Raw genomic sequence first — 24,175 nt, forward strand, 5'->3', positions numbered from 1 at the left:
AGAGAATTACATGCGCTTACCTGTCCTGATTTTTGATATCGAAACACTGACCGACTTGAAGGCAGGTGCGCACCTGTACAATCTGGATTTACCGGATGATGAGCTTGAACAGGCTTTGATTAAGCTGCGTCGCCAAGAAGCAGGGACCGATTTTCAGCGTCTGTCTTTACACGAGATTGTCTGTATTTCAGGCCTCTGGGTTGATGAACATGGCATGCGGCTATTTTCTTTTAGTCAGGAGCAGTATGCTGAGGCAGAGATTCTCAGAAAGTTTCTTTCCATTTTTGAAAAGCGTCATCCAATTCTGGTGAGCTGGAACGGGTCACAGTTTGACTTACCCGTTATTTTATTTCGCACCATGTATCATGGTCTTTCTGCTCCGAGCCTGTTTGATCAGGGCGAAATTGATATTCAGAAGCGCTATAATAATTACCAGAACCGTTATCATCACCGTCATGTCGATCTAATGGACGTGATGGCCATGTTTAATGGTCGCAATTTTCAGAAACTTGATGACGCTGCACAATTGCTGGGTTATCCGGGCAAGCGTACAGAAGGTTACCGAGTGTCTGAGCAGGTACAGCATGGTGAATGGCTAGAGCTAAGCCAACACTGTGAAGGAGATGTGCTAAATACTTGGTTGATCTATCTGCGCTGGCTACTGTTGAAAGGTCAATTGCTTGCAGAGGATCATCGTTTCTGGATTCAATCCACAATTGCGTATTTAAGCCAGCAGCCGCAACAGGCCGAGTTTGTTCGCCTGTGGCAAGACAGTTCGCAACATACCGAATTTACTTCACATTATATTTTTCCTACAGTTAGAGATTAGGTTATTTCCTTGAGACACAAAGCTAAACCGCGTTCGGCTCAACCTGCGCACTATGTATTTAAGGTTGAGGCGCTTTCCCATGAAGGACGGGGTATTGCTCACTATGGAAATGAGCCGGGACATCCGGCAGAAAAGCAGGGTAAAAAGATTTTTATTACCGGTGCCTTGCCAGGCGAAACTGTTCAGGCCCGAATCACTCATCACACCAAAAGATTGGAAGAAGCAGACAGTGTTCAATTACTGAGTGAGCCATCCTCATATCGGATTGAACCCGTCTGTCCGCATTTTGGTCTATGCGGAGGATGCAGTCTTCAACATATGCACCCAGATGAACAGATCCGTTTCAAGCAAGATGTCCTAGCTTCACATCTTAAGCATTTTGCTGCCATTGAACCTGAAGAGTGGCTACCCGCTTTACGTTCGACCCGAGAAGACTACCGTCGTAAAGCCCGTATAGGGGTGCGCTTTTTAGCTAAAGAGCAAAAGCTGAAATTTGGTTTTCGTGAGCGTCAAACTAATCATCTGGTCTCTATTCAGACCTGCAAGGTGCTGGACCGAGCTATGGCTGACCACTTAAATGGGCTACAATTGTTACTCGAAAGTCTAACAGCCAAAGCAGCCATTGGGCATATAGAATTGGCCATGGGTGATCACGATATTGCTTTGGTCATTCGTAATATAGAGAAATTACCTCAAGTTGATGTCAACCAGTTAACACAATATGCGTTAAGCAGGCAGTGGCAACTATATTTGCAGCCTGCTGGACCAGAGAGTTTGTATCGGCTAGATCAGCCGGATGCATCAAATTATTTGCATTATCGTCTGGAAGAGTTCGATATCGATTTTGCTTTTTCTCCACTAGATTTTACTCAGGTTAACTCTACAGTGAACTCGCAAATGGTCAGTCTGGCATGTAATTTGCTAAATCTACAGCCAGGTGAGCGTGTACTTGACCTGTTTTGTGGATTAGGAAACTTTTCTTTACCTCTGGCTCGCTGTGTAGGTGAGACCGGTCAAGTAATTGCTGTAGAGGGAAGTGAAGATATGGTTAAACGCGGTACTGAAAATGCCCGTAGCAATGAATTATTGAACGTGCATTTCTATTCACAAGATTTAACAAAAGATTTTTCTTCTCATTCTTGGGCAAAGCAGGGTTTTGATGCATTATTAATTGATCCTCCGCGGGCAGGAGCAGAAGAAGTAATGCATTATCTTCCTAATTTTAATGCGAAAAGAATCGTTTATGTTTCATGTAATCCAGCAACTCTGGCAAGAGATGCAGGTATTTTGGTAGAGCATGGGTATCAGTTAAAAAAAGCTGGTGTGATGGATATGTTTACTCATACCGGGCACGTAGAATCAATTGTGTTATTTGAAAAAATTAACAAGATAACCGATTAAAAAACATGAGTTACATGTGTATAGGAGAAGGGTATGGTCACAGTACGTGAGCAGCTTCCTGGACGACTAACCGAGTTGTCTGATGAAGCGACTGTCGAGCATGCCGAAGAAGCACAGCTGGATTTAGTCTCATGGCTAGACCGCGTGCGTGATATTCTGGGTGGGGCAGAGCTGAAGCAGCTAGAAGAAGTCGCTCAGCTAACATTAGAAAAAGAGCTGGAAACCAACGTCAATCACCGATCCAACACCTTTTATACGGGTGTGGAAATGGCAGATATTCTGGCGCATCTGCATGTAGATGAAGATACGCTCTCAGCGGCTATGTTGTACCGCAGTGTACGTGAAGGGATTACCAGTCTTGAACTGGTGCAGGAACGATTTGGTGAGAATGTCTATAACTTGGTCAAGGGCACCTTGGCCATGGGTAAACTCTCTGAACTGATTGAAAAAAATAAACGTCTCGAAGATCATTTTAATAATAATCAGCGCGAGCATTTGACCGGCATTTATAAAATGCTGATTTCAGTCACTGAAGATGTGCGTGTGGTCTTAATTAAGCTGGCTGAACGTACGTATGCCTTGCGTGAACTGGCTAAGTCTTCTAAAGAGCGTCAGGAGCGGGTAGCACGGGAAATTCTGACGATTTACTCGCCACTGGCGCACCGTTTGGGCATTGCACAGCTTAAGTGGGAGCTTGAGGATCTGGCATTTCGCTACTTGGCTCCTGAGCGTTATAAAGAAATTGCATCTTTACTCAATGAAAAACGTCTGGAACGTGAACATTATATTCAATTTGTCATCGATAAACTGAAAAATGAACTGGCTGATTACGGGATCGAGGCAGAGATTACCGGCCGTGCCAAACATATTTATTCAATTTACCGTAAGATGAAAAGCAAGAGCTTAAGTTTTGATCAGCTCTATGATATTCGTGCTTTGCGGGTACTCGTGCACAGCGTACCAGAGTGTTATCACGCTCTCGGGATCGTGCATCAAATCTGGCGACATATACCGCATCAGTTCGATGACTATATTACCAACCCTAAAGGCAATGGTTACCGCTCCTTGCATACCGCAGTAATTGCAGAAAATAAGTCTCTAGAGGTTCAAATCCGGACTTATGACATGCATGAAGAAGCTGAGCTTGGTGTATGTTCACACTTTAACTATAAGGAAGGTTCTAAAACCACTGACCATTCCTTTAATCATCGCTTGCATTCTTTACGGGCGGTTCTTGAGCATTATCAGGAGCGTAATGAAAGTAGTGGCTATCAGCAGAGTGATGAAACCGAGAATTTTGAGCATATTCAAGAATTTGAGGATTTTGAGAAAATTTATGTCTTTAGCCGTGATGGTGACATTAAAGAATTACCCCGGGGTTCGACCGTACTTGATTTTGCCTACCATGTACATACTGAAGTCGGCAACAAATGCTATGCCGCACGGGTCAACCAGCGTTACGTCCCTTTAACCTACAGCCTGAAAACAGGTGAGCAGGTAGAAATTCTTACCAAAAAAGACCGGGAACCGAACCGGGACTGGCTGGTGAATTCTCTAGGTTATATTCGCACCGCGCGAGCACGCGATAAGTTGCGTCACTGGTTCAGACAGCAGGACCGGAGCAAAAATCTTGAAGTGGGGCGTGATCTGCTGAATAAAGAGTTATCGCGTCTGGCAATTCATCCAAAGAGCATTGATTTAAGTGATTATTGCAATCATTTTAACGTTAAAAGTGGTGATGATATTCTGATTGGGCTGGTGAATGGAGACCTGAGCCTGCATGCCCTAATTAATCAGGTGAACCGGCACATGCATCTGGATCAGGACGAGCCTGAGCTGGTACTCAAACCGACACTGAATCCACGTGCCAGTCATACTTTATCGGCGCATGGTATCCTGATCGACGGGCTGGACAATGTCGAGTTGCATATTGCCCAATGCTGTCAGCCAGTACACGGTGAAAGTATTGCGGGCTATATTACCTTAAACCGAGGAGTCAGCATTCATAAGGTGGGATGCCCGGATTATATGCGTATGATCAGTCAAGAGCCTGAGCGTGCAGTTGAAGCAGACTGGGAAATGCAGCCTACTCGTGGCCAGAGTGTGCAGATTGTGGTAGAAGCCTATGACCGTCGCGGTCTGCTTAAAGATCTGACTCAGGTCATCTTTGCAGACCAGATCAATATCCGGCAGGTCAATACTATCTCTGAAGCTGATGGTATTGCCAATATGAAGTTGTTGATTGAGGTTAAAGGGCTAGCACAATTATCACGTTTGCTTGCCCGTTTGGAGCAGCAACCAGGAATTATCAGCGCACGCCGTCTGGTTCAAGGTAATTAGATCTAAAATTTCTAAAAAAAATATGCTTCTAGTGAGAAGCATATTTTTATTTTAATCGGTAGAAGTAGAAATTTTTTAATCTATTTTTTTCGGCTTAAAGCCAGATTAGTCAGGCGGTTTATAAATTGCGGGCTGATCTGTGAAAGCTGAAAAAGAAATTTGGTTTTTAGGCCAACTGGTTGATGTGTAGGAGTCAAAAAAGTAGTTTTCATATTGGCAAGCTGATAAATTTTTTGGGCAACATCTTCTGGTGTCAACGAAATACCCATATTCTGGATGGTGCCGGCATCCATATCTTTTACCATAGCAGTCTGTACAAATAATGGCATAACATCTAAAACACGAATTCCAAATTTTTGCCACTCTACATCAAGCCCTTCGGTAATACCGCGTACTGCAAACTTGCTGGCTGAATAGGAAACCAGGTCAGCCTGTCCATAAATAGCTGAGGCAGAAGAGAGGTTGATCACGCGTGCAAAAGAGGCTGTTTTTAAGTGAGGTAACGCTGCATGGCAACCATTTATTACACCCTTAATATTAATGTCAACTGTACGGTGATGGGCAGAAATTGGTGTATTTTCAAAAGCACCAGAGTATAAAACTCCTGCATTATTAACCAGAATATTGAGTTCTCCAGCCCAGCTAACAAATTCGTCTAATGCCATGTTCCATTGATGATAGTCGGAAACATCCAGTTGCCCCGCCATTGCATTGGATCCTAAAGCTTGTGCCAATTGCTGTGCTTGTGCGTAGTTAATATCATATAGACCAACTTTGTAACCCTTCTGGTAGAAGAGCCGTGCAACTGCGGCGCCAATTCCTTGAGCTGCACCACTGATCAATATACTGTGTGTCATACTTATTCTCTTTATTGATATTTTAATTATTAACAATCAGCCTGACTGTTATTGCAGGCCTATCTTAACAAAAGCCACATGATTTGGCACAGGTGAATGTAAAGCAGGACAAAAGATGAAAAATTCAGAGCAGTCAATTAAGGAGCTATTGGCGATTATGCAGGAACTCCGGCAAAAATGCCCATGGGATCGCGAACAGACACCCTTGAGCCTGACACGCTATGCAATTGAAGAAGCCTATGAGGTCGAAGCCGCAATACGTGAAGGCGATATAAGCGAAATCCGTGATGAACTGGGAGATCTGCTGCTACAGGTAGTATTCCAGGCACAGATGTACAGTGAACAAGGTGCATTTGATTTTCAGGATGTGGTCCAGGCGATTTCTCAGAAACTTGTGCGTCGTCATCCCCATGTGTTTAAGGCTGAACAATCTGATCGTCTAACTCAAGAAGATGTCAGCCAGCTCTGGCAGCAGATTAAGCAGCAGGAAAAACAAGGTAAGCCTGCTGCCCGGCTAAATGAAATCAAGCATGGCCCAGCATTAGTTCAGGCCGAACAAATACAGAAGAATGTGGCAAAAATCGGTTTTGATTTTCCGGATGTAAACAGTGCTTATAGGAAGCTTGAAGAGGAGTTACTCGAACTGAAAGAGGCGATATATCATCAAAATTCCGATGAAATTATGGATGAGTTTGGCGATTGTCTATTTTCACTGATCAATGTAGGCCGTAAACTTCATGTTTCCAGTGAGATGGCTTTACTTTCAACCATCCATAAATTTAGAACCCGTTTTGCTTTTATCGAGGATCAGGCCATACAGCAACAGCGAACTTTAGAACAGCTGAGTCTGGAAGAAATGGATCAACTCTGGGAGCAAGCTAAACAACAATTAAAATGAAGAGCTCTATATCGTGATGAAAAACATCAATAAATTTTTCCGGTTAAAAGAAATATTATCTCCAATGTTGGGTTTGCTGGGGTGTCTCTGGCTAGTAAGTGCTGGTCAGGTACAGGCACAACAGTTTGATGATTCTTATTTGAAATGGAAAAACCAGCAATTGGATCATGACCGCCGCCTATTGCAGCAAACTGGTTCAATGACGATATCATCGGGACAAGCAGCCCAGATCAGTACAGAAAAAGTGAGTCTGAACCGTGGTACTGCTGATCAGTTGCAGCAGGCACTGAGTGGCGTGGGCGAAAAGAAAGCTCAGGCAATTGTGGAATATCGTAACAAAAATGGAAAATTCAATAGCATCGAAGATTTGCAGAAGGTCAAAGGCATTGGGCCCAAGGTATTTGAAAAAAATAAATCGCGTCTGACATTGTAAGTTGTTACGCTAGTTGATATAAGAACTCAACAAACAATAGGGCAATATTGAGATTCAAATTGCCCTTTAATCATGTTGGAGCTATGATTACAGCATCTTAGCAAATTTACGTCCTGACGTAGGAGACAGCGTCTTTTGCAAACTTTGCGCGCGTCAAAATGTGGTTTATCAACCACTCAATTACCTTCTTCTATTTTAGATGTTATCGAAAGTTTAACCAAGGCCGGTTATGAAGCTTATATCGTTGGTGGCGGTGTAAGAGACCTGATGCTGGGGTTAAACCCTAAAGATTTCGATGCTGTAACCAATGCAACTCCTTCACAGATCAAGGATGTATTTGGGCGTCGCTGCCGTATTATTGGCCGCCGTTTTGAATTGGCTCATGTGTATTCTGGCCGTGAACTGATTGAAGTGGCAACTTTTCGTGCTCCTCCTAAAAAAGCTGTGACCAGTGCCTCAGGCATGATCCTGCGTGATAATAACTGGGGCAGTATCGAACAAGACTTTTCCCGCCGTGATTTTTCTATTAACGCCCTGTATTATCAGCCGCATAAAGGTATTGTGCTTGATTTTTGTGATGCGGTTCAGGATATCAAAAATAAAACCTTGCGTTTGCTTGGTGATCCGGTACAGCGTTTTGAAGAAGATCCAGTACGGATGCTACGCACTTTGCGTTTTGCAGCTAAACTGAATTTCAAAATTGATCCAGCTATTCTGAAAATTTTTACAGCCGAGCTGGCACAACTGCTCCGTGATGTGTCTCCGCACCGTTTGTATGACGAATCACAAAAGCTGTTTACTATGGGGCACCTGGCACGTGTGCTACCGATGCTTATTGATTTTGATATCTGGAAGCAGTTATTTGCAGATATCCGCCCGAATATTACTGCCTTTATAGAGTTGGCTGCGAAAAATACTGATCATCGTATTCAGATCGGTAAAACTATTAATCCAGCATTCTTCTATGCTGTACTACTTTGGGAGCCCTTCCTGGAGCGCTATGAATTTTATAGCGGTAAAGGTATTGTCGCTGCTGAGGCGCGTGCTCAGGCTGGGCTGGATGTACTTAAGCGTCAAGCCACACGTACTGTTATTCCACGTTTTGCAGAAACCTTTATTCGTGAAGTCTGGGAAATGCAGAGCCGTTTGCTGAATCCGAAACCTCAGCAAATTGAAGCCTTGGCCAGCCATGCGCGTTTCCGTGCCGGCTTTGACTTTTTATTATTGCGTGAGAAGGCAGGGGACCCAACGACTCAGGGAATGGGGCAATGGTGGGATGCTTACCAGAATATGGGAGCTGATGAAAAAGAAAAAACTATTAGTCAGTATAACCGGCAGCGTGCCAAGAATCGCCGTAAACAGAACGAAGATGTACTGGATGAAGTAAAGCATCTGGAAATTGAACCCTTAGTCGATATCCCCGAACCGCGTAGCCGACGTGCTAGAAAAGCACGTAAGCCGGAGGTTGATCATGAAGCGGTTAAAGCAGCAGAATCTGTGGGAGACTTCAATAGTGATCATCCGATTATGAAGCGCAAACGGGTAAAGCGTGACCTCAGTCAAGTGGTATTTGGACCAACACAATGAGTACCATTGCTTATATTGGCCTAGGCAGCAATCTCGGTGACTCACGCCAGATTTTAACTCAAGCTGTATCAAGACTTAGTACGTTGGGGCCGGTAAAAGTTTCCAGGTTATATCAGAGTCCGCCTATGGGGCCTCAAGACCAGCCGCATTATTATAATGCCGTAGCACAGCTTGAAACTGTGCTTGAGCCTTTGCCTCTATTAGATCAGTTGCAAGCTTTTGAGCAGGAAGCCGGGCGGGTGCGTCTACGCAGGTGGGGCGAGCGGACACTAGATTTGGATCTTTTGCTTTATGGTCAGCAGTCTATACAACATGAACGGCTGAATGTGCCACATATTGGACTGCTGGAGCGGGATTTTGTTGTTATTCCACTGCTTGATCTGAATGTGAGTCTCAGCGTAAATGGACAGCTACTTCAACAACTGGATTTGGTCCAGCAATCAGAACTTACTGTTTTGGCCGATGAACAATGGGCCAGCATTTAATCTATATATTTAAGATACTGTGCAAGAGGATATCTTCATGATTAGTCTGAGTGATTTAAGACAGTTCAAAGCTCAGGGGCGTAAATTTTCTTGCCTGACTTGCTATGATTCCAGTATGGCAAAAGCCATGGAACTTGCTGAAATTGATTCTATTCTGATTGGTGATTCACTGGGAATGACAATTCAGGGTCATGACTCAACATTACCGGTACTGGTTGAAGATATGGCTTATCATACTGCTGCAGTGCGTCGTGGTAATCAGCATGCCATGATTATGACTGATCTTCCTTTTATGAGTTACGCCACTCTGGAAGATGCGCTCAAAAATGCTCGCATCGTAATGCAGGCCGGTGCTCAGATGGTCAAGATTGAAGGTGGGGCATGGTTATCTGAAACAGTACAGAATCTGACCCGTAATGGTATTCCGGTTTGTGTACATCTTGGTCTAACGCCGCAGTCTGTTCATGTTCTCGGTGGTTACAAGCTACAGGCAAAAAGTCGTGAAGCCGCTGATCAGCTAATTGCTGACTGTAAAGCATTAGTTGAAGCAGGGGCAGCGGTATTATTACTCGAATGTGTACCTGCCCAGCTGGGTAAAGAAATTACTGAACTGTTTCCGCATACTCCAGTGATCGGTATTGGTGCTGGTGCAGAGACGGATGGCCAAGTACTGGTCGTACAGGATATGTTGGGACTGTCTTTTGGGCGTGTAGCACGCTTTGTGCGTAATTTTATGAAAGAGCAAAGTGGTGAAACTGCGATTCTGGATGCGTTCAAGGCCTACCATCAGGCAGTACAGAATCAGTCTTTTCCAGCTAGAGAACATACTTTCCAGGTTGAGTTGTAATTTATGAAAACTGAAGTGACCATTCAAGGATTAAGTGCCTCTCTAAATCCTGCTCGTACAGCGCGTAAAATTATCGGTTTTGTACCGACTATGGGAAATTTACACGAAGGTCATCTGAATTTAGTGCGTGAGGCACGTAAATTATGTGATGTTGTTGTCGTCAGTATTTTCGTAAATCCAATCCAGTTTGGGCCGAATGAAGATTTCGAAAATTATCCGCGTACCCTGGAGCAGGATAGTCACCTGCTGGCAGATGCTGGCTGCGATATAATTTTTGCACCAAGTGTAGAGCAAATGTATGGTTCACAACCTCGTCTGACCAATATTAGCGTGGGTAAAATTACGGATGATCTGTGTGGGAAATCACGTCCGGGTCACTTCGATGGTGTAGCTGTAGTCGTAACCAAGCTGTTTAATATAGTACAGCCGAATTATGCATTTTTTGGCCAGAAAGATTATCAGCAATTGGCAGTCATTCGCCAGCTGGTACGTGATTTGAATTTGCCTCTCGAGGTCATTGGAGTGCCAATTACCCGAGCTGCAGATGGACTGGCTTTGAGTTCACGTAATGGTTATCTGAGTACTGAAGAACGTCAGCTTGCTCCGTCAATTTATCAAAGTTTAAAAAATGCTGAACTCGAGTTACAGCAGGGCCAAGCTTTATCACAAGTGTTAGATCATGTGAAAAGCCAATTGACACAGGCGGGTCTGGTTGTGGAGTATGTAGAGGCGCGCACGCCTGAGCTCCAGGCTGTACATGAGTTTAATCAGAGTCTTGTATTGTTTGTAGCAGCCAAGCTTGGAAATACACGTCTGATTGACAACTTGCAGGTCAATTATTCTCACTGAAGCATAAAGATATAATAAGGACAGTTATTGCCATGAAGCGTATTTTGATCGTGACAGGACAATCCGGTTCAGGAAAATCATCTGCATTGCAGGTTCTTGAAGATTTGGGTTATTACTGTATCGACAACCTGCCATTGGCATTGCTGACAGAAATTGTTTTAAAATTAGATCGTGAAAATAATCTTGAGCAGCTGGCACTTGGTGTAGATGTACGTAGTACCCGGGCCGATTTACAAGAATTTGATCAGGTTTTTGAGCAGTTACAACAGCATGGGTCAGTTGATGTCATTTATCTGACTACACAGGATCAGGAACTGATTGCGCGATTTAGTGCTTCACGACGTCCGCATCCTTTGGCGAGCCGGTTTAAGAGCCTGAATGAATGTATTCAGGAAGAGAAACAGCTGCTCATGCCTATTCAGTTTCGTGCCACTGTACATATTGATACGACTGATAAAAGTGTACATGACCTGAAACACACCTTGCTTTCAAAATTGGGCCAAGCTAACCGTTTAATCCTGATTTTACAGTCATTCGGTTATAAGCATGGCATTCCATTAGATGCAGATTATGTATTTGATGTAAGGCATTTGCCCAACCCGCATTGGGACCTGGAATTACGCAAGTATTCGGGACTGGATGAGCCGGTAAGAAAATTCCTTGAATCAAGTGATCAACCCAATGAGATGTTCTTGGATATTTACCACTTTCTCAACAAGTGGCTCCCGGCCTTTGCCAAAGGCCATCGTCATTATATGACAGTATCGATCGGATGTACGGGTGGGCAACATCGTTCAGTTTATATCGTGGATAGACTAAAAAAATCGCTTGAGGCACAATGGTCTATTCAGGTCTTACATAGAGAAATGAAGCACTGGTCATGATTGATACAACAGTTGACGTAATTAACAAACTAGGTTTACATGCGCGTGCATCAGGTAAGTTGATTGAGGTTACGACCAAGTTTCGTTCTTCAATTCAGATCGGTAAAAATGATAAACTGATTGATGCAAAAAATATTATGTCCTTACTCATGCTTGGTGCAGGTAAGGGTACCACTTTGCGAATTGTGATTGACGGTCCGGATGAAGAAAAAGCTTTATCGGAAATTCAGGCATTATTTGCAGCAAAATTTTATGAGGCTGAATAACTGTGGCGCGTCGTCCAACACGTTTTACTGAAGAAGACTTTGAAGTTTTAGAGGGACGTGCAAGTAAAACTGAACAAAAAAAAGCAGTTCAGCGCATGGCTGCTTTAGGTGCACAACTGGCAGAGCTGCCACGTAAGCAAATTGAGAAGCTGCCGGTAGAAGAGCGTTTAATAGACGCTTTACTGGAAGTTGAATCAATAACTTCACATGAAGCCCGTCGGCGTCAATTCCAGCGGATCGGTAAGCTGCTGCGTAATGAAGATGAAACCATGATTCTCTCTTACCTGACGCCACAGCAAGGTGCAAAAAAACAGGCACAGCTCATGCGTTGGGTAGACCGTATTATTGACCAGGGTAATCCGGTTATTAATGAGTTTGTAAAACTTTATAATGCTGCTGAACGCCATACTTTACGTCAACATCTGCTGCGAATTCAGCGTGATGTTGCCAAGCAGGTAAGTGAAGAAGAATTGCTTGAATCTAAACACAAACTGGTCAACTATATCCAGCAGGTTGCTTTAATCTCGGATCAGAGATAACACAGTTAAGCAAAAGCGGTATATATGCCGCTTTTTTATTATAATCACTGAATGCATTATAATTTTTTAACTGAATCTTCATGCAGTGATTCATTGAGCTGGTCAATGACAATGGCCCAGTCATCGTCTGACTTCATGTGTTCCCGAATAAACTGGCTTTGTGCAGTGGTCCAGAAATTAGCTTCACTGATATAGACAGGAGCAGCCAGTTGATGCTGTTCAATAAATTGAGCAATAGCTGCTTCAGAAGAATCAAGCCCGAGCTGCTGAAATAAATGGGTCATGCGCGTAGTAGTTTTACTGCTCACTGCTATTCTCCTTATGTAAATAGGATTTTTATAGTATTTAAAATAATGAAATAGATAAAGTTTAATAATTTATCTAACTTGCTATGTATATAACTATATAGAGATTTATATCTTTACTTCAAGAATGAGATAAAAGCTGCAACGTTCGCTGATCTTCAGCTCCCTGAAAATATTTGTCTAGCAAAACTTGAAATAAAGGATTTTTGTGCTCACTGGCTCTCTTGAACAGTGTTAAAGAGGATTTTAATTTCATGTCATCAGGCGAGCCGAAAATTATATGAATATCTGTTTCAGATAAGTCAGCTAGAACTTGGCAGAGTTCCAGATAACGCTGGCCCAAAATTGGATGACGCAGAAAAGCTTGGGCTTCTTCCAGGTTATTGATACCGTAATAGGTCGCGGCATGGCTATGCCCTAATCCTTTAAGCTGTGGAAAGATAAACCACATCCAGTGGCTGCGCTTATGTCCGGTTCTAAGCTCATCCAGTGCTTGATTATAATATTGTGCCTGAGCTTGTATAAAACGGTTTAAATCCGCCATTTTACTTACTCCTATTTTTAATGGAAGCCAGCAGTTAAGCTGGCTGGTATGGAGTACGTCATTTAGAATTGGCTATTTTAGCCAAATTCACCTACTGAGCGCTCCTTGGCCCATTCACGTAAAATAAATTTTTGCAATTTTCCGGTGGAGGTCTTCGGAATATCAGTGATGATGATCTCTTTAGGCACCTTGAAGCGGGCTAGTCCCTGTTTACAGTGTTCAGTAAGTTCTTCCGCAGAAATACTTATACCCTCTTTTAACTCCACAAAAGCACAGGGTACTTCCTGCCAGCGTGGGTCCGGTTTGGCAACTACTGCAGCAGTTAGCACTGCCGGATGCTGATAAAGCACCTCTTCAACCTCAAGTGATGAAATATTTTCTCCGCCCGAAATAATTACATCCTTGGCACGATCAGTAATCTTGGCATAGCCATCAGGCTGACATACGGCGAGATCACCGGTATGGAACCAGCCCCCTTTAAACGCCTCTGCTGTTGCTTCCGGATTTTTTAAATAACCCTTCATGACAATATTACCGCGGAACATGATTTCCCCCATGCTCTGTCCATCATTTGGCACAGGTAGCATGGTTTCTGGGTCAAGTACCTTCATACCATCTTGAAGCGGATATGGAACACCTTGACGTGAATGTAATTGTGCCTGCTCCTGTATGGTCAGGTCACTCCAGCCTGCCTGTGATGCACAAAGTGCAGATGGGCCATAAGTTTCTGTCAATCCGTAAACATGCGTAACATTGATACCAATATTACGCATGCCTTCAATAATTGCAGCAGGTGGCGCAGCACCAGCCACCATGACTTCAACGCGATGATCAAAATAAGTTCGTTTCTCTGCTGGTGTATTGATCAGCATGGAAAGCACGATTGGAGCTCCACAGAAATAATCCACCTTATGCTCGGCAATCAGTTTAAAGATCAGTTCTGGGTCAACTTTGCGCAGGCAGACATTGGTCCCACCATTTGCTGCCATGGTCCAGGCAAAACACCAGCCATTACAGTGAAATAAGGGCAGGGTCCATAAATACGTTGCACGTGGCGTCATGCCACAGGCAATGATATTACTTGCAGCATTGATATACGCACCGCGATGATGATAAACCACTCCCTTGGGGTTGCCGGTAGTGCCTGAGGTATAGTTCAGACTAATAGCATCCCATTCATCTTGCGGTAGATGCCATTCAAAATCAGCATTGCCTTCAGTCAGCCAGTCTTCATATTCAATTTCACCAATGGGTGCATTAAAGCAGTTTTCATATTCGGCATCATCCACATCAATGACATAAATATCTTGTGAAACCAGTCCCAGCGCTTCTTTTGCTAAAGTAGAAAACTCAGGGTCGACCAGTAAAACTTTACTCTCTGCATGTTCGAGCATAAACGCTAAGGTTTTGGCATCCAGGCGGGTATTTAAGGTGTTCAGAACTGCCCCTGCCATTGGTACAGCAAAATGTGCCTCAATCATCGCAGGCACATTTGGCAAAAGCGCCGATACAGTATCGTTTTTCTGGATACCCAGCTTTTGCAGCTGATCGGCAAACTGCCGACAGCGCTGATAGGTTTCCCGCCAGCTAATCTGGCGTGAACCATGAATAATCGCTGCCTGATGAGGGTAGATATATGCCGCACGTTCTAGATAACGTAGAGGGGAAAGTGCCACGAAATTTGCAGGGGTGCGCGGTAATTCATCATAAGCACTCACCATTTTTATAACTCCCTTTCATCATTGTTTTATTCTTTCAGTTTATGAAAAGATAGGTCTTTCAGGTCCAGACTTCATTTATGCTTTAGTCTTAGTTTCTGTTTAATTACTATATAAATCAAATATTTAATTTTGATTCTAAAACTAAGATATTATTCTTTCAAATTATGGTGAAAGCTGTTTTGTAGGTTCAGTTCATTATGTACAATAAACTAAATCACTCACAACACAGGATTTTATCGTTTTTGCTGTTTCTTCATAAAGCCAAGACGTGTAAAATTCTTAACGAAATTTGTTCTATCCACCGTTTTTATATTTTTGAGGTTTTCCTCGATCATAATCTCGCGGTGAAATGCCCTATGGTACGGGGCATCACTCCTTAAGGATTCATTTTATGCCAATTATCACGTTGCCAAACGGCGATCAAAAACAGTTTGATCAAGCTGTTTCTGTTATGGACGTTGCCCAAAGCATTGGACCCGGGCTTGCAAAAAATACAGTTGCCGGTCGTGTAAACGGTCAACTGGTTGATGCTTCTGACCTCATTACAGAAGATGCAACCTTGCAAATCATTACTCCGAAAGATGAAGAAGGCGTCGAGATTATCCGTCATTCTTGCGCACATTTAGTGGGTCATGCAGTTAAGCAGCTGTTTCCAGAAGCAAAAATGGTGATTGGTCCGGTCATTGAAGAAGGTTTCTACTACGACATCTGGATGCCACGTCCGTTTACTCTGGATGATATGGCAGCGATTGAAGAGCGTATGAAAAAGCTCATCGATCAGGATTATGATGTCATCAAGAAAATGACCCCCCGTGATGAAGTAATTGCTGAATTTACTGCACGCGGAGAAGAGTATAAATTACGTCTGATTGCAGACATGCCAGAAGAAACCCAGATGGGGCTGTATTATCATCAGGACTATCTGGATATGTGCCGTGGACCACATGTACCTAATACCAAATTCTTGAAATCATTCAAACTGACTAAAATCTCTGGCGCTTACTGGCGTGGAGATGCCAAGAATGAACAGCTGCAACGTATCTATGGTACTGCATGGGCAGACAAGAAACAGCTTGCGGCTTATATCAAGCGTATTGAAGAAGCTGAAAAGCGTGATCACCGTAAAATCGGTAAAGCGCTCGATCTGTTCCATATGCAGGAAGAGGCACCAGGCATGGTGTTCTGGCACCCGAATGGCTGGACTATTTACCAGGTTCTTGAGCAGTACATGCGTAAAGTACAGCAGGATAATGGCTATCTAGAAATCAAGACTCCACAGATTGTAGACTTTACACTCTGGGAAAAATCGGGTCATGCGGCTAACTATGCCGACAATATGTTTACGACCCACTCTGAAAGCCGTAACTATGCCGTAAAGCCAATGAACTGCCCATGTCATGTTCAGGTGTTTAATCAGGGCCTGAAATCTTATCGTGACCTGCCGATCCGTCTGGCTGAATTTGGTTCGTGCCACCGTAACGAGCCGTCTGGTTCACTTCATGGTATTATGCGTGTTCGCGGCTTTACTCAAGATGATGCACATATCTTCTGTACCAAAGAGCAGATCGGGCCTGAAGTTGCAGACTTCATCAAATTGACTCTGGACGTCTATAAAGATTTCGGTTTTGAAGATGTACAGATGAAGCTGTCTACACGTCCAGAAAAACGTGTAGGTGATGATGCACTTTGGGACATGGCTGAAAAATCTCTGGCAGATGCACTTGATGCGGCAGGTTTAGAATGGGAGCTGCAGCCGGGTGAGGGTGCATTCTATGGTCCGAAGATTGAATTCTCACTGAAAGACTGCTTAGGCCGTGTCTGGCAATGTGGTACAATCCAGTGTGACTTTAATTTACCAGAACGTTTAGATGCTTCATTTGTGACTGAAGATAATGAACGTGATCAGCCGGTTATGTTACATCGTGCAATTCTTGGCAGTTTTGAACGTTTTATTGGTATACTTATTGAACATTATGCGGGCTTTATGCCGCCTTGGCTTGCGCCAGTTCAAGCATGTGTCATGAACATTACCGATTCTCAGGCACAGGCCTGCGAGCAGGTAGTGGCCAAACTCAAGGAAAACGGAATTCGTGCAATTTCTGACTTGAGAAATGAGAAAATCGGCTTTAAGATTCGTGAACGTACACTTGAGCGCATTCCCTACTTGCTGGTTTTAGGTGATCGGGAAGTAGAGGAAGGTACGGTCAACGTGCGTACCCGCTCAGGAAAAAATTTAGGTACTATGTCTATTGATGCCTTCAATGACTTAGTGAAAGTAGCCGTAGCCGAACGCGGCCGGTATATTGTGGAGTAATAAAGATTAAACAGCCTGACCGTAACCAGCAACAAGGTGCTAAGAGTAACCGTCCTGCCATTAATGACGAGATCCGTGCGAAAGAAGTACGCCTCGTTGCTGCGGATGGTGAACAAAAAGGAATCGTTTCACTTGCTGAAGCGTTGCGTGCTGCAGAAGAATCAGATCTTGACCTGGTCGAGATCGTTGCTAATGCAGAACCGCCTGTTTGTAAAATCATGGATTACAACAAGCACTTGTTTGACCTAAAGCAAAAGCAAAAAGATGCAAAGAAAAAACAGCATCAGGTGCAAGTCAAAGAGATCAAGTTGCGTCCAGCTACTGATGTTGGTGATTACCAAGTTAAATTGCGTGCAATTATCAAGTTCTTGGAAGAAGGAAATAAAGTAAAGATTACTTTACGTTTCCGTGGCCGTGAAATGGCTCATCAGCAACTTGGTTTGGCTCAATTGCAAAAGATTGAAGCAGATGTCGCTGAAATTGGTGTAGTTGAACAGGCACCAAAAATGGAAGGCCGTCAAATGGGTATGTTACTTGGACCGAAAAAGAAAAAGTAATTATCTCATATCAAAAAGCACCGCGAATGCGGTGCTTTTTTATTGAAGAGTTAAAAATCTAACCCTTTATTCTTGAGAAGCAGGAATCTCATAGACTTTGCCAGCTTCACTTTCATTAGCTTTACGGCCAATTGCAATCTGGCGTGGCAGTTTCTCTTCAGGCACAATTCGCTGCAATTCGATGATCAATAAGCCATCTTCGTAATCAGCTTGTTGTACTTCAATATGCTCGTCCAGACGTAATGAAAGCTTGAAGGAACGACGTGCAATCCCTTTATGCAGGTACTCAACACTATGATCACCTGTTTCATTGTCTGGCTTGCCGGTAATAGTCAGAACCCGGTTTTCCAGATTAATCGCCAATTCCTGCTGTTTAAAACCGGCAGTTGCCACCACAATACGGTACTGATTATCGCCCAGCTTTTCAATATTGTAAGGTGGATAGTTCGGTGCCTCACTTTGCATGGCGTAGTCGAATAAATCATTTAAACGGTCAAAACCAATACTACGACGGAAGAGTGGACTAAGGCTTACGCTACTCATTGATATAACCTCCTGATGAGTTCAGCAAAGTTGTATAAACAAGAACTACTGTTACGCTTGGCATCAACAGTAATTACCAGCAATATCCGGAAGATCATTGCTGTACTAGATATATCGGTATGCCAGTAAAAAAATCAAGAGAGATTTTTTTAAAAAATTCTCAAATCTCTTGCTATGAGAATTTGTGCACTTTAAATAGGGTTGTTTTAGTCATAAACTTCAACGTTTTAATGGTGCAGTCACAGAAGTTATTTATAAAACTGTGTTATAAAGACAGATATAATGCGTTTGTTCATGACAATAACTATAGCAGTGAAAGGATAACAAATGATTGATCTGTATTATTGGGCTACGCCAAATGGCCATAAGATTACGATTGCCCTTGAAGAAATGGAGCTGGATTATCAGATTTTTCCGATCAATATTATGGAAAATGACCAGTTTCAGCCAGACTTTTTGAAAATTTCTCCTAACAATAAAATTCCGGCAATTGTTGATCAGGATGGGCCACGTGGTGAACCTATTTCTGTTTTTGAATCAGGCGCAATTTTGCAATATTTAGGTCGCAAAACAGGCCTTTTCTATTCACAGGATGAGCAGGAACGGGTAGAGGTTGAACAATGGTTAATGTGGCAAATGGGCGGACTTGGCCCGATGCTTGGGCAAAATCATCATTTTAGCCGTTTTGCGCCGGAAAAAATTCCATATGCCATAGAGCGCTATCTAAATGAAACAAAGCGCTTGTATAGCGTATTAAACAAACAGCTCATCGGCCAAAAATTTGTAGCTGGGGAGTACTCTATTGCAGATATGGCAATTTTACCCTGGATTTTACGCTATGAATGGCAGGGAATTCAGTTAGAAGACTATCCATATGTGAAAGAATATGTAGAGCGCCTAACAGCACGTCCTGCCATACAGCGGGCTTTATCTATTCAGCTTTAATTTATTGTAGAGTAGATAACCCAGCCATAGAGACAGTTTATACTTCAGTCCTTATCTGGGACTGATCTTCAATGGCATACCTTCTACTGTTTATATCTGCATTTGGTGCAGCGACTCTATTGCCCTTGCAGTCTGAGGCAGTATTGCTTGGTTTGCTTGCGCAACAACATTATTCAGCTCTATTGCTATTAATGGTTGCCAGTGGCGGAAACATTTTAGGTTCATGCATAAATTGGTGGCTGGGAATTCATATTGAACACTATAAGCATAAGAAGTGGTTTCCGGTATCTGAAGCCAAGATACAAAAAGCACAGAACTTTTATTATAAATATGGATATTGGTCACTGTTACTTAGCTGGTTACCAGTCATTGGTGATCCGATTACCCTAATTGCGGGGCTGTTAAAAGAAAATTTTTTAAGATTTCTGTTGATGGTGACCGTGGCCAAAACAGGACGTTATCTTTTTATTTATTTAGCTTATATTTTATTTTAATACAGGAAGTAGAATAGCTACTCCCTGTATTTCTGGAAATTTACTGGCATTCTTCCAGCTTAAAATAAATCTGGTCTTTAAAGTGTGACTTTTTATAAATCCAGAATTTACGCGGAGTAGAAATTTGTACCTGTGAAACCGCCTGTATTACTGCCTGGTCAAGTGCGTAGGTTCCTGAACCCTGCTGTATTTTTACTTTTTTGATATTACCGTGTTTATTGCTTTTAAAACTAAATTTAATGCTACGATCATAACCATTCAACTGGTCGCGATTAATTTCCAGTTGAGGTTGATTTAGATACTGGAAAGGAACTTTTTTATGCTGTTGCTGAGCCAGCCAGTTTTCTGAATTAAAATTATAAAGACAGTCCTGATCGGCATTATCGTCTAATTTCAGGCTAAAAGCCTGATAGCCAATCACTGGCAAAGCTGTGTCATTTTCAATATAGGCTTTGACTTGAGCTTGTTGCACAGCATTCAGCAGGATGTCATCAAGAGTTTTAATACCCGTACTTTCCTGAATTGCAGCTTTATTAACCTTACCTGTTTCATCTGCATAAATACGAATGATGGCATGGCGATCTTGGCCCTTTAAATCCTCATCTTTATAAACTGGCTGAGGAAAACGGACCCACTGAATGCGTGTTGTTAAATGTGCAGGTAATGCAGAACTGGTTTGTGGAGTAAGCTTCATGGTTGCTGGTGCTGCAGCATAACTTATACTTGGCGGCAGGCCCATTAGAAATAGAACAGGAAGAGCATATTTCATAAGTTTATTCATTTCATTATTAGATAAAGTGAGCCATTGCCCGTTCGGCCAGCTCTGGCGGCTAAGTATTATCTGTTTCTATCCAGATGACAATATAAAAGAAGTCTGAAAAGGCCTAGGCGCCCCAAGCCAAATACCTATTTGAATTGATTATCTGAACTCTGGGTTATATCTATACCAAATAGATCTTTGGTTTTGGCCCAACTAACTACGACTACAGCCATGGTCATGCAGCCGCCAAATACTGTCGCCATAACTGTACCCATATATTTGGCCGCCAGGCCCGATTCAAATGCGCCCAGTTCATTTGAAGATGAAACAAACATTCCATTTACGGCAGCTACACGGCCCCGCATATTTTCGGGAGGAAAAATCTGTAAAATAGTCTGTCGGATAACTACAGAAATACTGTCACAAGCTCCAGTCATGGCAAGAGCAAAAAGTGAAAGCCACACATGATCTGAAAAGGCAAACAGCAGGGTAAATATACCAAAACCAGCAACTGCCAGTAACATGTTGCGCCAGGCATGCTGAGTGGGAGGGAATTTGGTTAAAGCTATCATGGTAACCAAGGCGCCAATTGAAGGAGCAGCACGCAAGTAGCCTAGGCCTTCGGGTCCGACCTTCAAAATATCTTCTGCAAAAATGGGCAGCAGTGCGATGACACCGCCGAACAGGACTGAAACAAGGTCCAGAGAAATGGCCCACAGTACAATTTTGGTTTTCCAGATAAAGCGAAAACCCTCACCCAGTGAATCCAGTACTCGATGCTCTTCCATCACAGGAAAATTACGTTTTTGAAGCAGATTAATAAGCATAAAACATAGGGCAAGTAATATTGAAACAGCAATCAGGCTGGTTTCGCGGCCAAGAAAGGCCAACATAAAACCACCTAGCATCGGGCCTAAAATCACACCACTTTGCCAGCCAATGGTGGTCCATGTTGCACCATTGGCATAGATGGCTTTGGGAATCAGAAAAGGTTTTAAGGAGGTCGCAGAAGGATTGTAAAAACCGCGAATGGTGCCTAGTCCAAAAATAACTGCATAGATTCCCCAAGAAAGACTGTTAATTGTGATCGAATCTATTGCATAGGCATGAAAGAGCCACCATAAGATAAGCGGCAAGGGTGCTGCAAAAAACAGGCAAACTTTCATAATCGTCTGCTTATTAAAGCGGTCAGCAAAATAGCCACCCCATAAGGAAAGTGCAATAAATGGTATGGCTTCTGCCAGTCCAATCAGCCCCAACGTGAGAGGATCTTTGGTAATTTGATAAAGAGAATAGGCAACAATAATTTCTTGAATCAGAATGGCAAGAGTGAGACAAAACTGGTTGAGTGTAATAATCGAGAAGTCTCGATACTGCAAGGCGGCAAAAGCATCATGCTGGTTAGACATATAACAGGGTTCTACATATTTTTGTAGTGATTATACTCCTGAATAAAAGCTGAAATTTCCCTCATTTCTAAATTATTCAAGAAATATATCTTCTGTATTGAAGCCCGATTAAAATTATGAAAAGCCAATTAATTGCTTTTGTTTTAGGCAGAGTTGCTATAAAATGTCGCCTTCCTTACCTGCAGGTCGTTATTGCAATGGTGCAGACGAGCCGAACAGGTGCTTAAAGAGGTTGTTATGGCAAAGTTAAAAACTCGCCGTGGTGCAGCTAAACGTTTCAAAGCGACTGCAAACGGTTTCAAGCGTAAACAAGCGTTCAAACGCCACATTTTGACCAAAAAATCTGCTAAGCGTATCCGTCAATTGCGCGGCTGTGTAATGGTTCACGTAAGTGACGTTGCTTCAGTTCGTCGTATGTGCCCATACATCTAAGGAGATTATAAATGGCTCGTGTAAAACGTGGTGTACAGGCTCATCGCCGTCACAAAAAAATTCTTGCTCGTGCTAAAGGTTACTATGGCGCTCGTTCACGCGTTTACCGCGTAGCGTTCCAAGCAGTAATCAAAGCTGGTCAATACGCTTACCGTGACCGTCGTCAGAAGAAACGTCAGTTCCGTTCTTTATGGATTGCACGTATCAATGCTGGTGCGCGTCAAAACGGTCTGTCTTACAGCCGTATGATTTCTGGTCTGAAAAAAGCTCAGGTAATCATCGACCGTCGCGTACTTGCTGACATCGCTATGCATGATGCAGTTGCTTTTGCTGCTTTAGCTGAAAAAGCTAAAGGTGCGTTAGCTGCTTAATCATCTTCGATGATCTAAAAAAGACTGCTTTTGCAGTCTTTTTTATTATCTTTAAAAACATCTGGTCGTAAGTAAAGTAAGCCTTTAAATTGTTGAAAATAGTTAAAATATTTTATTTATTACTATAAGGCCCAAAATTATTCTTCCAGCACTAATTTTTATCATGAGCGGGAGCAACTCGCTTATAAATCTTGTATAAAACTTTAAATTTTTATTTTGACTGATAATAATGATGAGTAAATCTAAAAATAGAAACTGATTTAATTCATAAATTGTACCAAGTTTCTCTAAGCTGATTATTAGAGTTCTGACATTGCGTTCATACTGGGTCATAGACTCAATATGAACACAACTTTGGGTTAGAAAAATATTTAGCAGTTACAATCCAAAATAATAGGCGACGACACAAATTACGATTGTTAAAAGAAGCAATTTAATCACATTTCCCATGCCGGCTTTATGTGTACCTGCTGGTACTTTTTCTTTACGTACGGGTTGTGCCAGGGTAACTGCTGGACTATCTAGTGGGGTTGCTACCGGTTCTACATAAGTTAACTGTGCAGATTTATAGTGATTGGCAACTTTAACGATCAGCTTGCTGAGCAGGTCATCAATTTTTTGAGAAAAATGTCTCAGGTTAATCTGTTCTTCAGGCGTTAAAGTCGTACCCTGCTCATCAAAAGGATGTTTACGCTTATACTCGACAAATTCTGACAGTGCAGTTACCCGGTGTAATAGTTCATGTGCAATATCGGCAGAATAGTCAGTTGGAATTAAGGCCAAATATTGTAATGATATACTGTCAGACGCTACTTGGGATGCTGGCTCACTGACACCGTAATATGGTAGGTGGCGGTTTGCAGGCTCTACATAACCTTGGGCAAATTGGGTTCTGAAAAGTTCCTGTTCAATGAACTGGTGTATTTCATCCCAATTGGCATCTTGCAGGTCAATATCAACCAGTTTGGATAAACGCCCTGGTAACTCATAGCTCCAGAATGTTTCATGACGCTTATCCAGACGTTGTCCAGCAGGTGCTTCAAAATCGTTTTCAGCAATATACCATTCAGCCAGTTCCTTTCCGAAAATCCATGCTGTCTTTTTTTGATGCTCATGACTGACAATAAAATGAGCAAATGGCAACAGCTCAACATTTGCATTCGGGTTTTTCTCATCAATCAATAAATTTGAACTATGCAGACTTAAACGGTAAACCCCACGTTTCTTTAAACCCTCCAGCCAGATTTGAAAATGCTGGGCTAGCAAGTGCTGTGTATGCAAGTTGCGAAAACTGAAGATATGTTGCTGAAAAATAGAATGATGTAGCCAGCGGCTAAAGGGCAGGTCATGGCTTAAATATTCATTGCCATAAGTAACGAGACTTAATTGTTGTTTCCAGATTTGATCGAGTGCCATTAGGGTTGATCTCATTGTCATTCATCTTATCTTATACTTTTTATAAATCATCCTGCCAATCTAATTTTCCTGCCTGATGGCTTCATCAATCCGGATAAAAACTGTTAGAATGCAGAGTTTTATTATATTTCCAACTTTGATGCTTTGAG

Annotated in this window: 26 protein-coding genes; 18 read left to right on the top strand and 8 right to left on the bottom strand. The window is 42.6% G+C overall.

The genetic code is table 11. The features are described from left to right. The first annotated feature begins 10 nt into the window (after positions 1 to 10). Genes ABZP31_RS02500 through ABZP31_RS02510 form a run of 3 tightly spaced genes read left to right on the top strand, consistent with a single transcriptional unit; the run spans position 11 to position 4,570 of the window. On the top strand, positions 11 to 829 hold the full coding sequence (locus ABZP31_RS02500) for a 3'-5' exonuclease (protein WP_005023485.1): 819 nt from the start codon (positions 11 to 13) through the stop codon (positions 827 to 829). Positions 830 to 838: 9 nt separating this feature from the next. Beyond that, entirely contained in the window at positions 839 to 2,230 is a 1,392-nt protein-coding gene (gene rlmD, locus ABZP31_RS02505) for a 23S rRNA (uracil(1939)-C(5))-methyltransferase RlmD (protein ID WP_005023487.1), read from the top strand. A 33-nt stretch (positions 2,231 to 2,263) separates the two neighbouring features. Further along, on the top strand, positions 2,264 to 4,570 hold the full coding sequence (locus ABZP31_RS02510) for a bifunctional (p)ppGpp synthetase/guanosine-3',5'-bis(diphosphate) 3'-pyrophosphohydrolase (RefSeq protein ID WP_005016224.1): 2,307 nt from the start codon (positions 2,264 to 2,266) through the stop codon (positions 4,568 to 4,570). Between the two features lie 80 nt (positions 4,571 to 4,650). Here the strand turns inward: ABZP31_RS02510 and ABZP31_RS02515 are convergent, their stop codons facing one another. Next, positions 4,651 to 5,427 carry an SDR family oxidoreductase gene (locus ABZP31_RS02515; RefSeq protein ID WP_017400779.1) on the bottom strand — a complete coding sequence of 259 codons (777 nt, stop codon included), beginning with the start codon at positions 5,425 to 5,427 and terminating at the stop codon, positions 4,651 to 4,653. A gap of 136 nt (positions 5,428 to 5,563) precedes the next feature. On the opposite strand from ABZP31_RS02515, the gene mazG reads away from it, so the two are divergent. The 9 genes from mazG (at position 5,564) to yjgA (ending at position 12,215) form a co-directional block, all read left to right on the top strand. Then, positions 5,564 to 6,325, top strand: a complete 762-nt coding sequence (mazG, locus tag ABZP31_RS02520) for a nucleoside triphosphate pyrophosphohydrolase (RefSeq protein WP_034679623.1) — start codon at positions 5,564 to 5,566, stop codon at positions 6,323 to 6,325. A gap of 16 nt (positions 6,326 to 6,341) precedes the next feature. Next, positions 6,342 to 6,758: a ComEA family DNA-binding protein gene (locus ABZP31_RS02525; RefSeq protein WP_367156962.1), complete on the top strand. Its 417-nt coding sequence runs from the start codon at positions 6,342 to 6,344 to the stop codon at positions 6,756 to 6,758. A gap of 135 nt (positions 6,759 to 6,893) precedes the next feature. Beyond that, positions 6,894 to 8,345: a polynucleotide adenylyltransferase PcnB gene (pcnB, locus tag ABZP31_RS02530; protein WP_005023496.1), complete on the top strand. Its 1,452-nt coding sequence runs from the start codon at positions 6,894 to 6,896 to the stop codon at positions 8,343 to 8,345. After that, positions 8,342 to 8,830 (top strand): 2-amino-4-hydroxy-6-hydroxymethyldihydropteridine diphosphokinase, encoded by a 489-nt coding sequence (folK, locus tag ABZP31_RS02535; protein ID WP_005023499.1) that lies wholly within the window; start codon positions 8,342 to 8,344, stop codon positions 8,828 to 8,830. The genes pcnB and folK overlap by 4 nt, the downstream gene beginning before the upstream one ends. Before the next feature lie 37 nt (positions 8,831 to 8,867). Continuing rightward, entirely contained in the window at positions 8,868 to 9,677 is an 810-nt protein-coding gene (gene panB, locus ABZP31_RS02540) for a 3-methyl-2-oxobutanoate hydroxymethyltransferase (protein WP_005023504.1), read from the top strand. A 3-nt stretch (positions 9,678 to 9,680) separates the two neighbouring features. Further along, entirely contained in the window at positions 9,681 to 10,526 is an 846-nt protein-coding gene (gene panC, locus ABZP31_RS02545; protein ID WP_005016212.1) for a pantoate--beta-alanine ligase, read from the top strand. Positions 10,527 to 10,558: 32 nt separating this feature from the next. After that, complete coding sequence (gene rapZ / locus ABZP31_RS02550) at positions 10,559 to 11,410, top strand: RNase adapter RapZ (protein ID WP_005016211.1); 852 nt, start codon at positions 10,559 to 10,561, stop codon at positions 11,408 to 11,410. Next, positions 11,407 to 11,676 (top strand): HPr family phosphocarrier protein, encoded by a 270-nt coding sequence (locus tag ABZP31_RS02555; protein WP_005016209.1) that lies wholly within the window; start codon positions 11,407 to 11,409, stop codon positions 11,674 to 11,676. The genes rapZ and ABZP31_RS02555 overlap by 4 nt, the downstream gene beginning before the upstream one ends. A 2-nt stretch (positions 11,677 to 11,678) precedes the next feature. Then, positions 11,679 to 12,215, top strand: coding sequence for a ribosome biogenesis factor YjgA (gene yjgA / locus ABZP31_RS02560; RefSeq protein ID WP_367156885.1), 537 nt, complete (start codon positions 11,679 to 11,681; stop codon positions 12,213 to 12,215). A 56-nt stretch (positions 12,216 to 12,271) separates the two neighbouring features. Here the strand turns inward: yjgA and ABZP31_RS02565 are convergent, their stop codons facing one another. The 3 genes from ABZP31_RS02565 to ABZP31_RS02575 form a co-directional block, all read right to left on the bottom strand. Continuing rightward, positions 12,272 to 12,499, bottom strand: coding sequence for a DUF2789 family protein (locus ABZP31_RS02565; protein ID WP_016801106.1), 228 nt, complete (start codon positions 12,497 to 12,499; stop codon positions 12,272 to 12,274). 142 nt (positions 12,500 to 12,641) lie between these two features. After that, positions 12,642 to 13,064 (bottom strand): DUF1810 domain-containing protein, encoded by a 423-nt coding sequence (locus ABZP31_RS02570; RefSeq protein WP_005023512.1) that lies wholly within the window; start codon positions 13,062 to 13,064, stop codon positions 12,642 to 12,644. Positions 13,065 to 13,141: 77 nt separating this feature from the next. Then, positions 13,142 to 14,785 carry an acyl-CoA synthetase gene (locus tag ABZP31_RS02575; RefSeq protein WP_005023514.1) on the bottom strand — a complete coding sequence of 548 codons (1,644 nt, stop codon included), beginning with the start codon at positions 14,783 to 14,785 and terminating at the stop codon, positions 13,142 to 13,144. A gap of 391 nt (positions 14,786 to 15,176) precedes the next feature. Here ABZP31_RS02575 and thrS point away from each other — a divergent pair, with 391 nt between their 5' ends. Both thrS and infC read left to right on the top strand, forming a co-directional pair. After that, positions 15,177 to 17,099 (top strand): threonine--tRNA ligase, encoded by a 1,923-nt coding sequence (gene thrS / locus ABZP31_RS02580; RefSeq protein WP_005016194.1) that lies wholly within the window; start codon positions 15,177 to 15,179, stop codon positions 17,097 to 17,099. A gap of 5 nt (positions 17,100 to 17,104) precedes the next feature. Then, entirely contained in the window at positions 17,105 to 17,656 is a 552-nt protein-coding gene (infC, locus tag ABZP31_RS02585; RefSeq protein ID WP_080548202.1) for a translation initiation factor IF-3, read from the top strand. 66 nt (positions 17,657 to 17,722) lie between these two features. Here infC and ABZP31_RS02590 read toward each other — a convergent pair whose 3' ends face one another. Next, entirely contained in the window at positions 17,723 to 18,199 is a 477-nt protein-coding gene (locus ABZP31_RS02590) for an Hsp20 family protein (RefSeq protein ID WP_005016188.1), read from the bottom strand. Between the two features lie 327 nt (positions 18,200 to 18,526). Between ABZP31_RS02590 and ABZP31_RS02595 the strand changes: the two genes are divergently transcribed. Both ABZP31_RS02595 and ABZP31_RS02600 read left to right on the top strand, forming a co-directional pair. Next, positions 18,527 to 19,144 (top strand): glutathione S-transferase N-terminal domain-containing protein, encoded by a 618-nt coding sequence (locus ABZP31_RS02595; protein ID WP_005023517.1) that lies wholly within the window; start codon positions 18,527 to 18,529, stop codon positions 19,142 to 19,144. A 71-nt stretch (positions 19,145 to 19,215) separates the two neighbouring features. Continuing rightward, the gene (locus ABZP31_RS02600; protein ID WP_075040872.1) at positions 19,216 to 19,638 is read left to right on the top strand and encodes a YqaA family protein; all 423 of its coding nucleotides are present in this window, start codon (positions 19,216 to 19,218) and stop codon (positions 19,636 to 19,638) included. Between the two features lie 40 nt (positions 19,639 to 19,678). On the opposite strand, the gene ABZP31_RS02605 is transcribed toward ABZP31_RS02600, so the two are convergent. Together ABZP31_RS02605 and ABZP31_RS02610 are read right to left on the bottom strand one after the other, a co-directional pair. Next, positions 19,679 to 20,407, bottom strand: a complete 729-nt coding sequence (locus ABZP31_RS02605; protein WP_367156886.1) for an energy transducer TonB — start codon at positions 20,405 to 20,407, stop codon at positions 19,679 to 19,681. Positions 20,408 to 20,544: 137 nt separating this feature from the next. After that, entirely contained in the window at positions 20,545 to 21,807 is a 1,263-nt protein-coding gene (locus ABZP31_RS02610; RefSeq protein ID WP_106438706.1) for an MFS transporter, read from the bottom strand. Between the two features lie 237 nt (positions 21,808 to 22,044). Here ABZP31_RS02610 and rpmI point away from each other — a divergent pair, with 237 nt between their 5' ends. Together rpmI and rplT are read left to right on the top strand one after the other, a co-directional pair. Beyond that, a complete protein-coding gene (gene rpmI / locus ABZP31_RS02615) occupies positions 22,045 to 22,239 on the top strand; it encodes a 50S ribosomal protein L35 (protein ID WP_001096359.1) in 195 nt (64 codons plus the stop codon). Positions 22,240 to 22,250: 11 nt separating this feature from the next. Then, positions 22,251 to 22,610, top strand: coding sequence for a 50S ribosomal protein L20 (gene rplT / locus ABZP31_RS02620; RefSeq protein ID WP_005016178.1), 360 nt, complete (start codon positions 22,251 to 22,253; stop codon positions 22,608 to 22,610). A 378-nt stretch (positions 22,611 to 22,988) separates the two neighbouring features. Here rplT and ABZP31_RS02625 read toward each other — a convergent pair whose 3' ends face one another. Further along, positions 22,989 to 24,026: a hypothetical protein gene (locus tag ABZP31_RS02625; protein ID WP_005016177.1), complete on the bottom strand. Its 1,038-nt coding sequence runs from the start codon at positions 24,024 to 24,026 to the stop codon at positions 22,989 to 22,991. Positions 24,027 to 24,175 lie beyond the last annotated feature (149 nt).

Origin of the sequence: Acinetobacter sp. FL (genome assembly GCF_040744925.1) — a bacterium.
In the GTDB taxonomy this organism is placed as follows: domain Bacteria; phylum Pseudomonadota; class Gammaproteobacteria; order Pseudomonadales; family Moraxellaceae; genus Acinetobacter; species Acinetobacter radioresistens.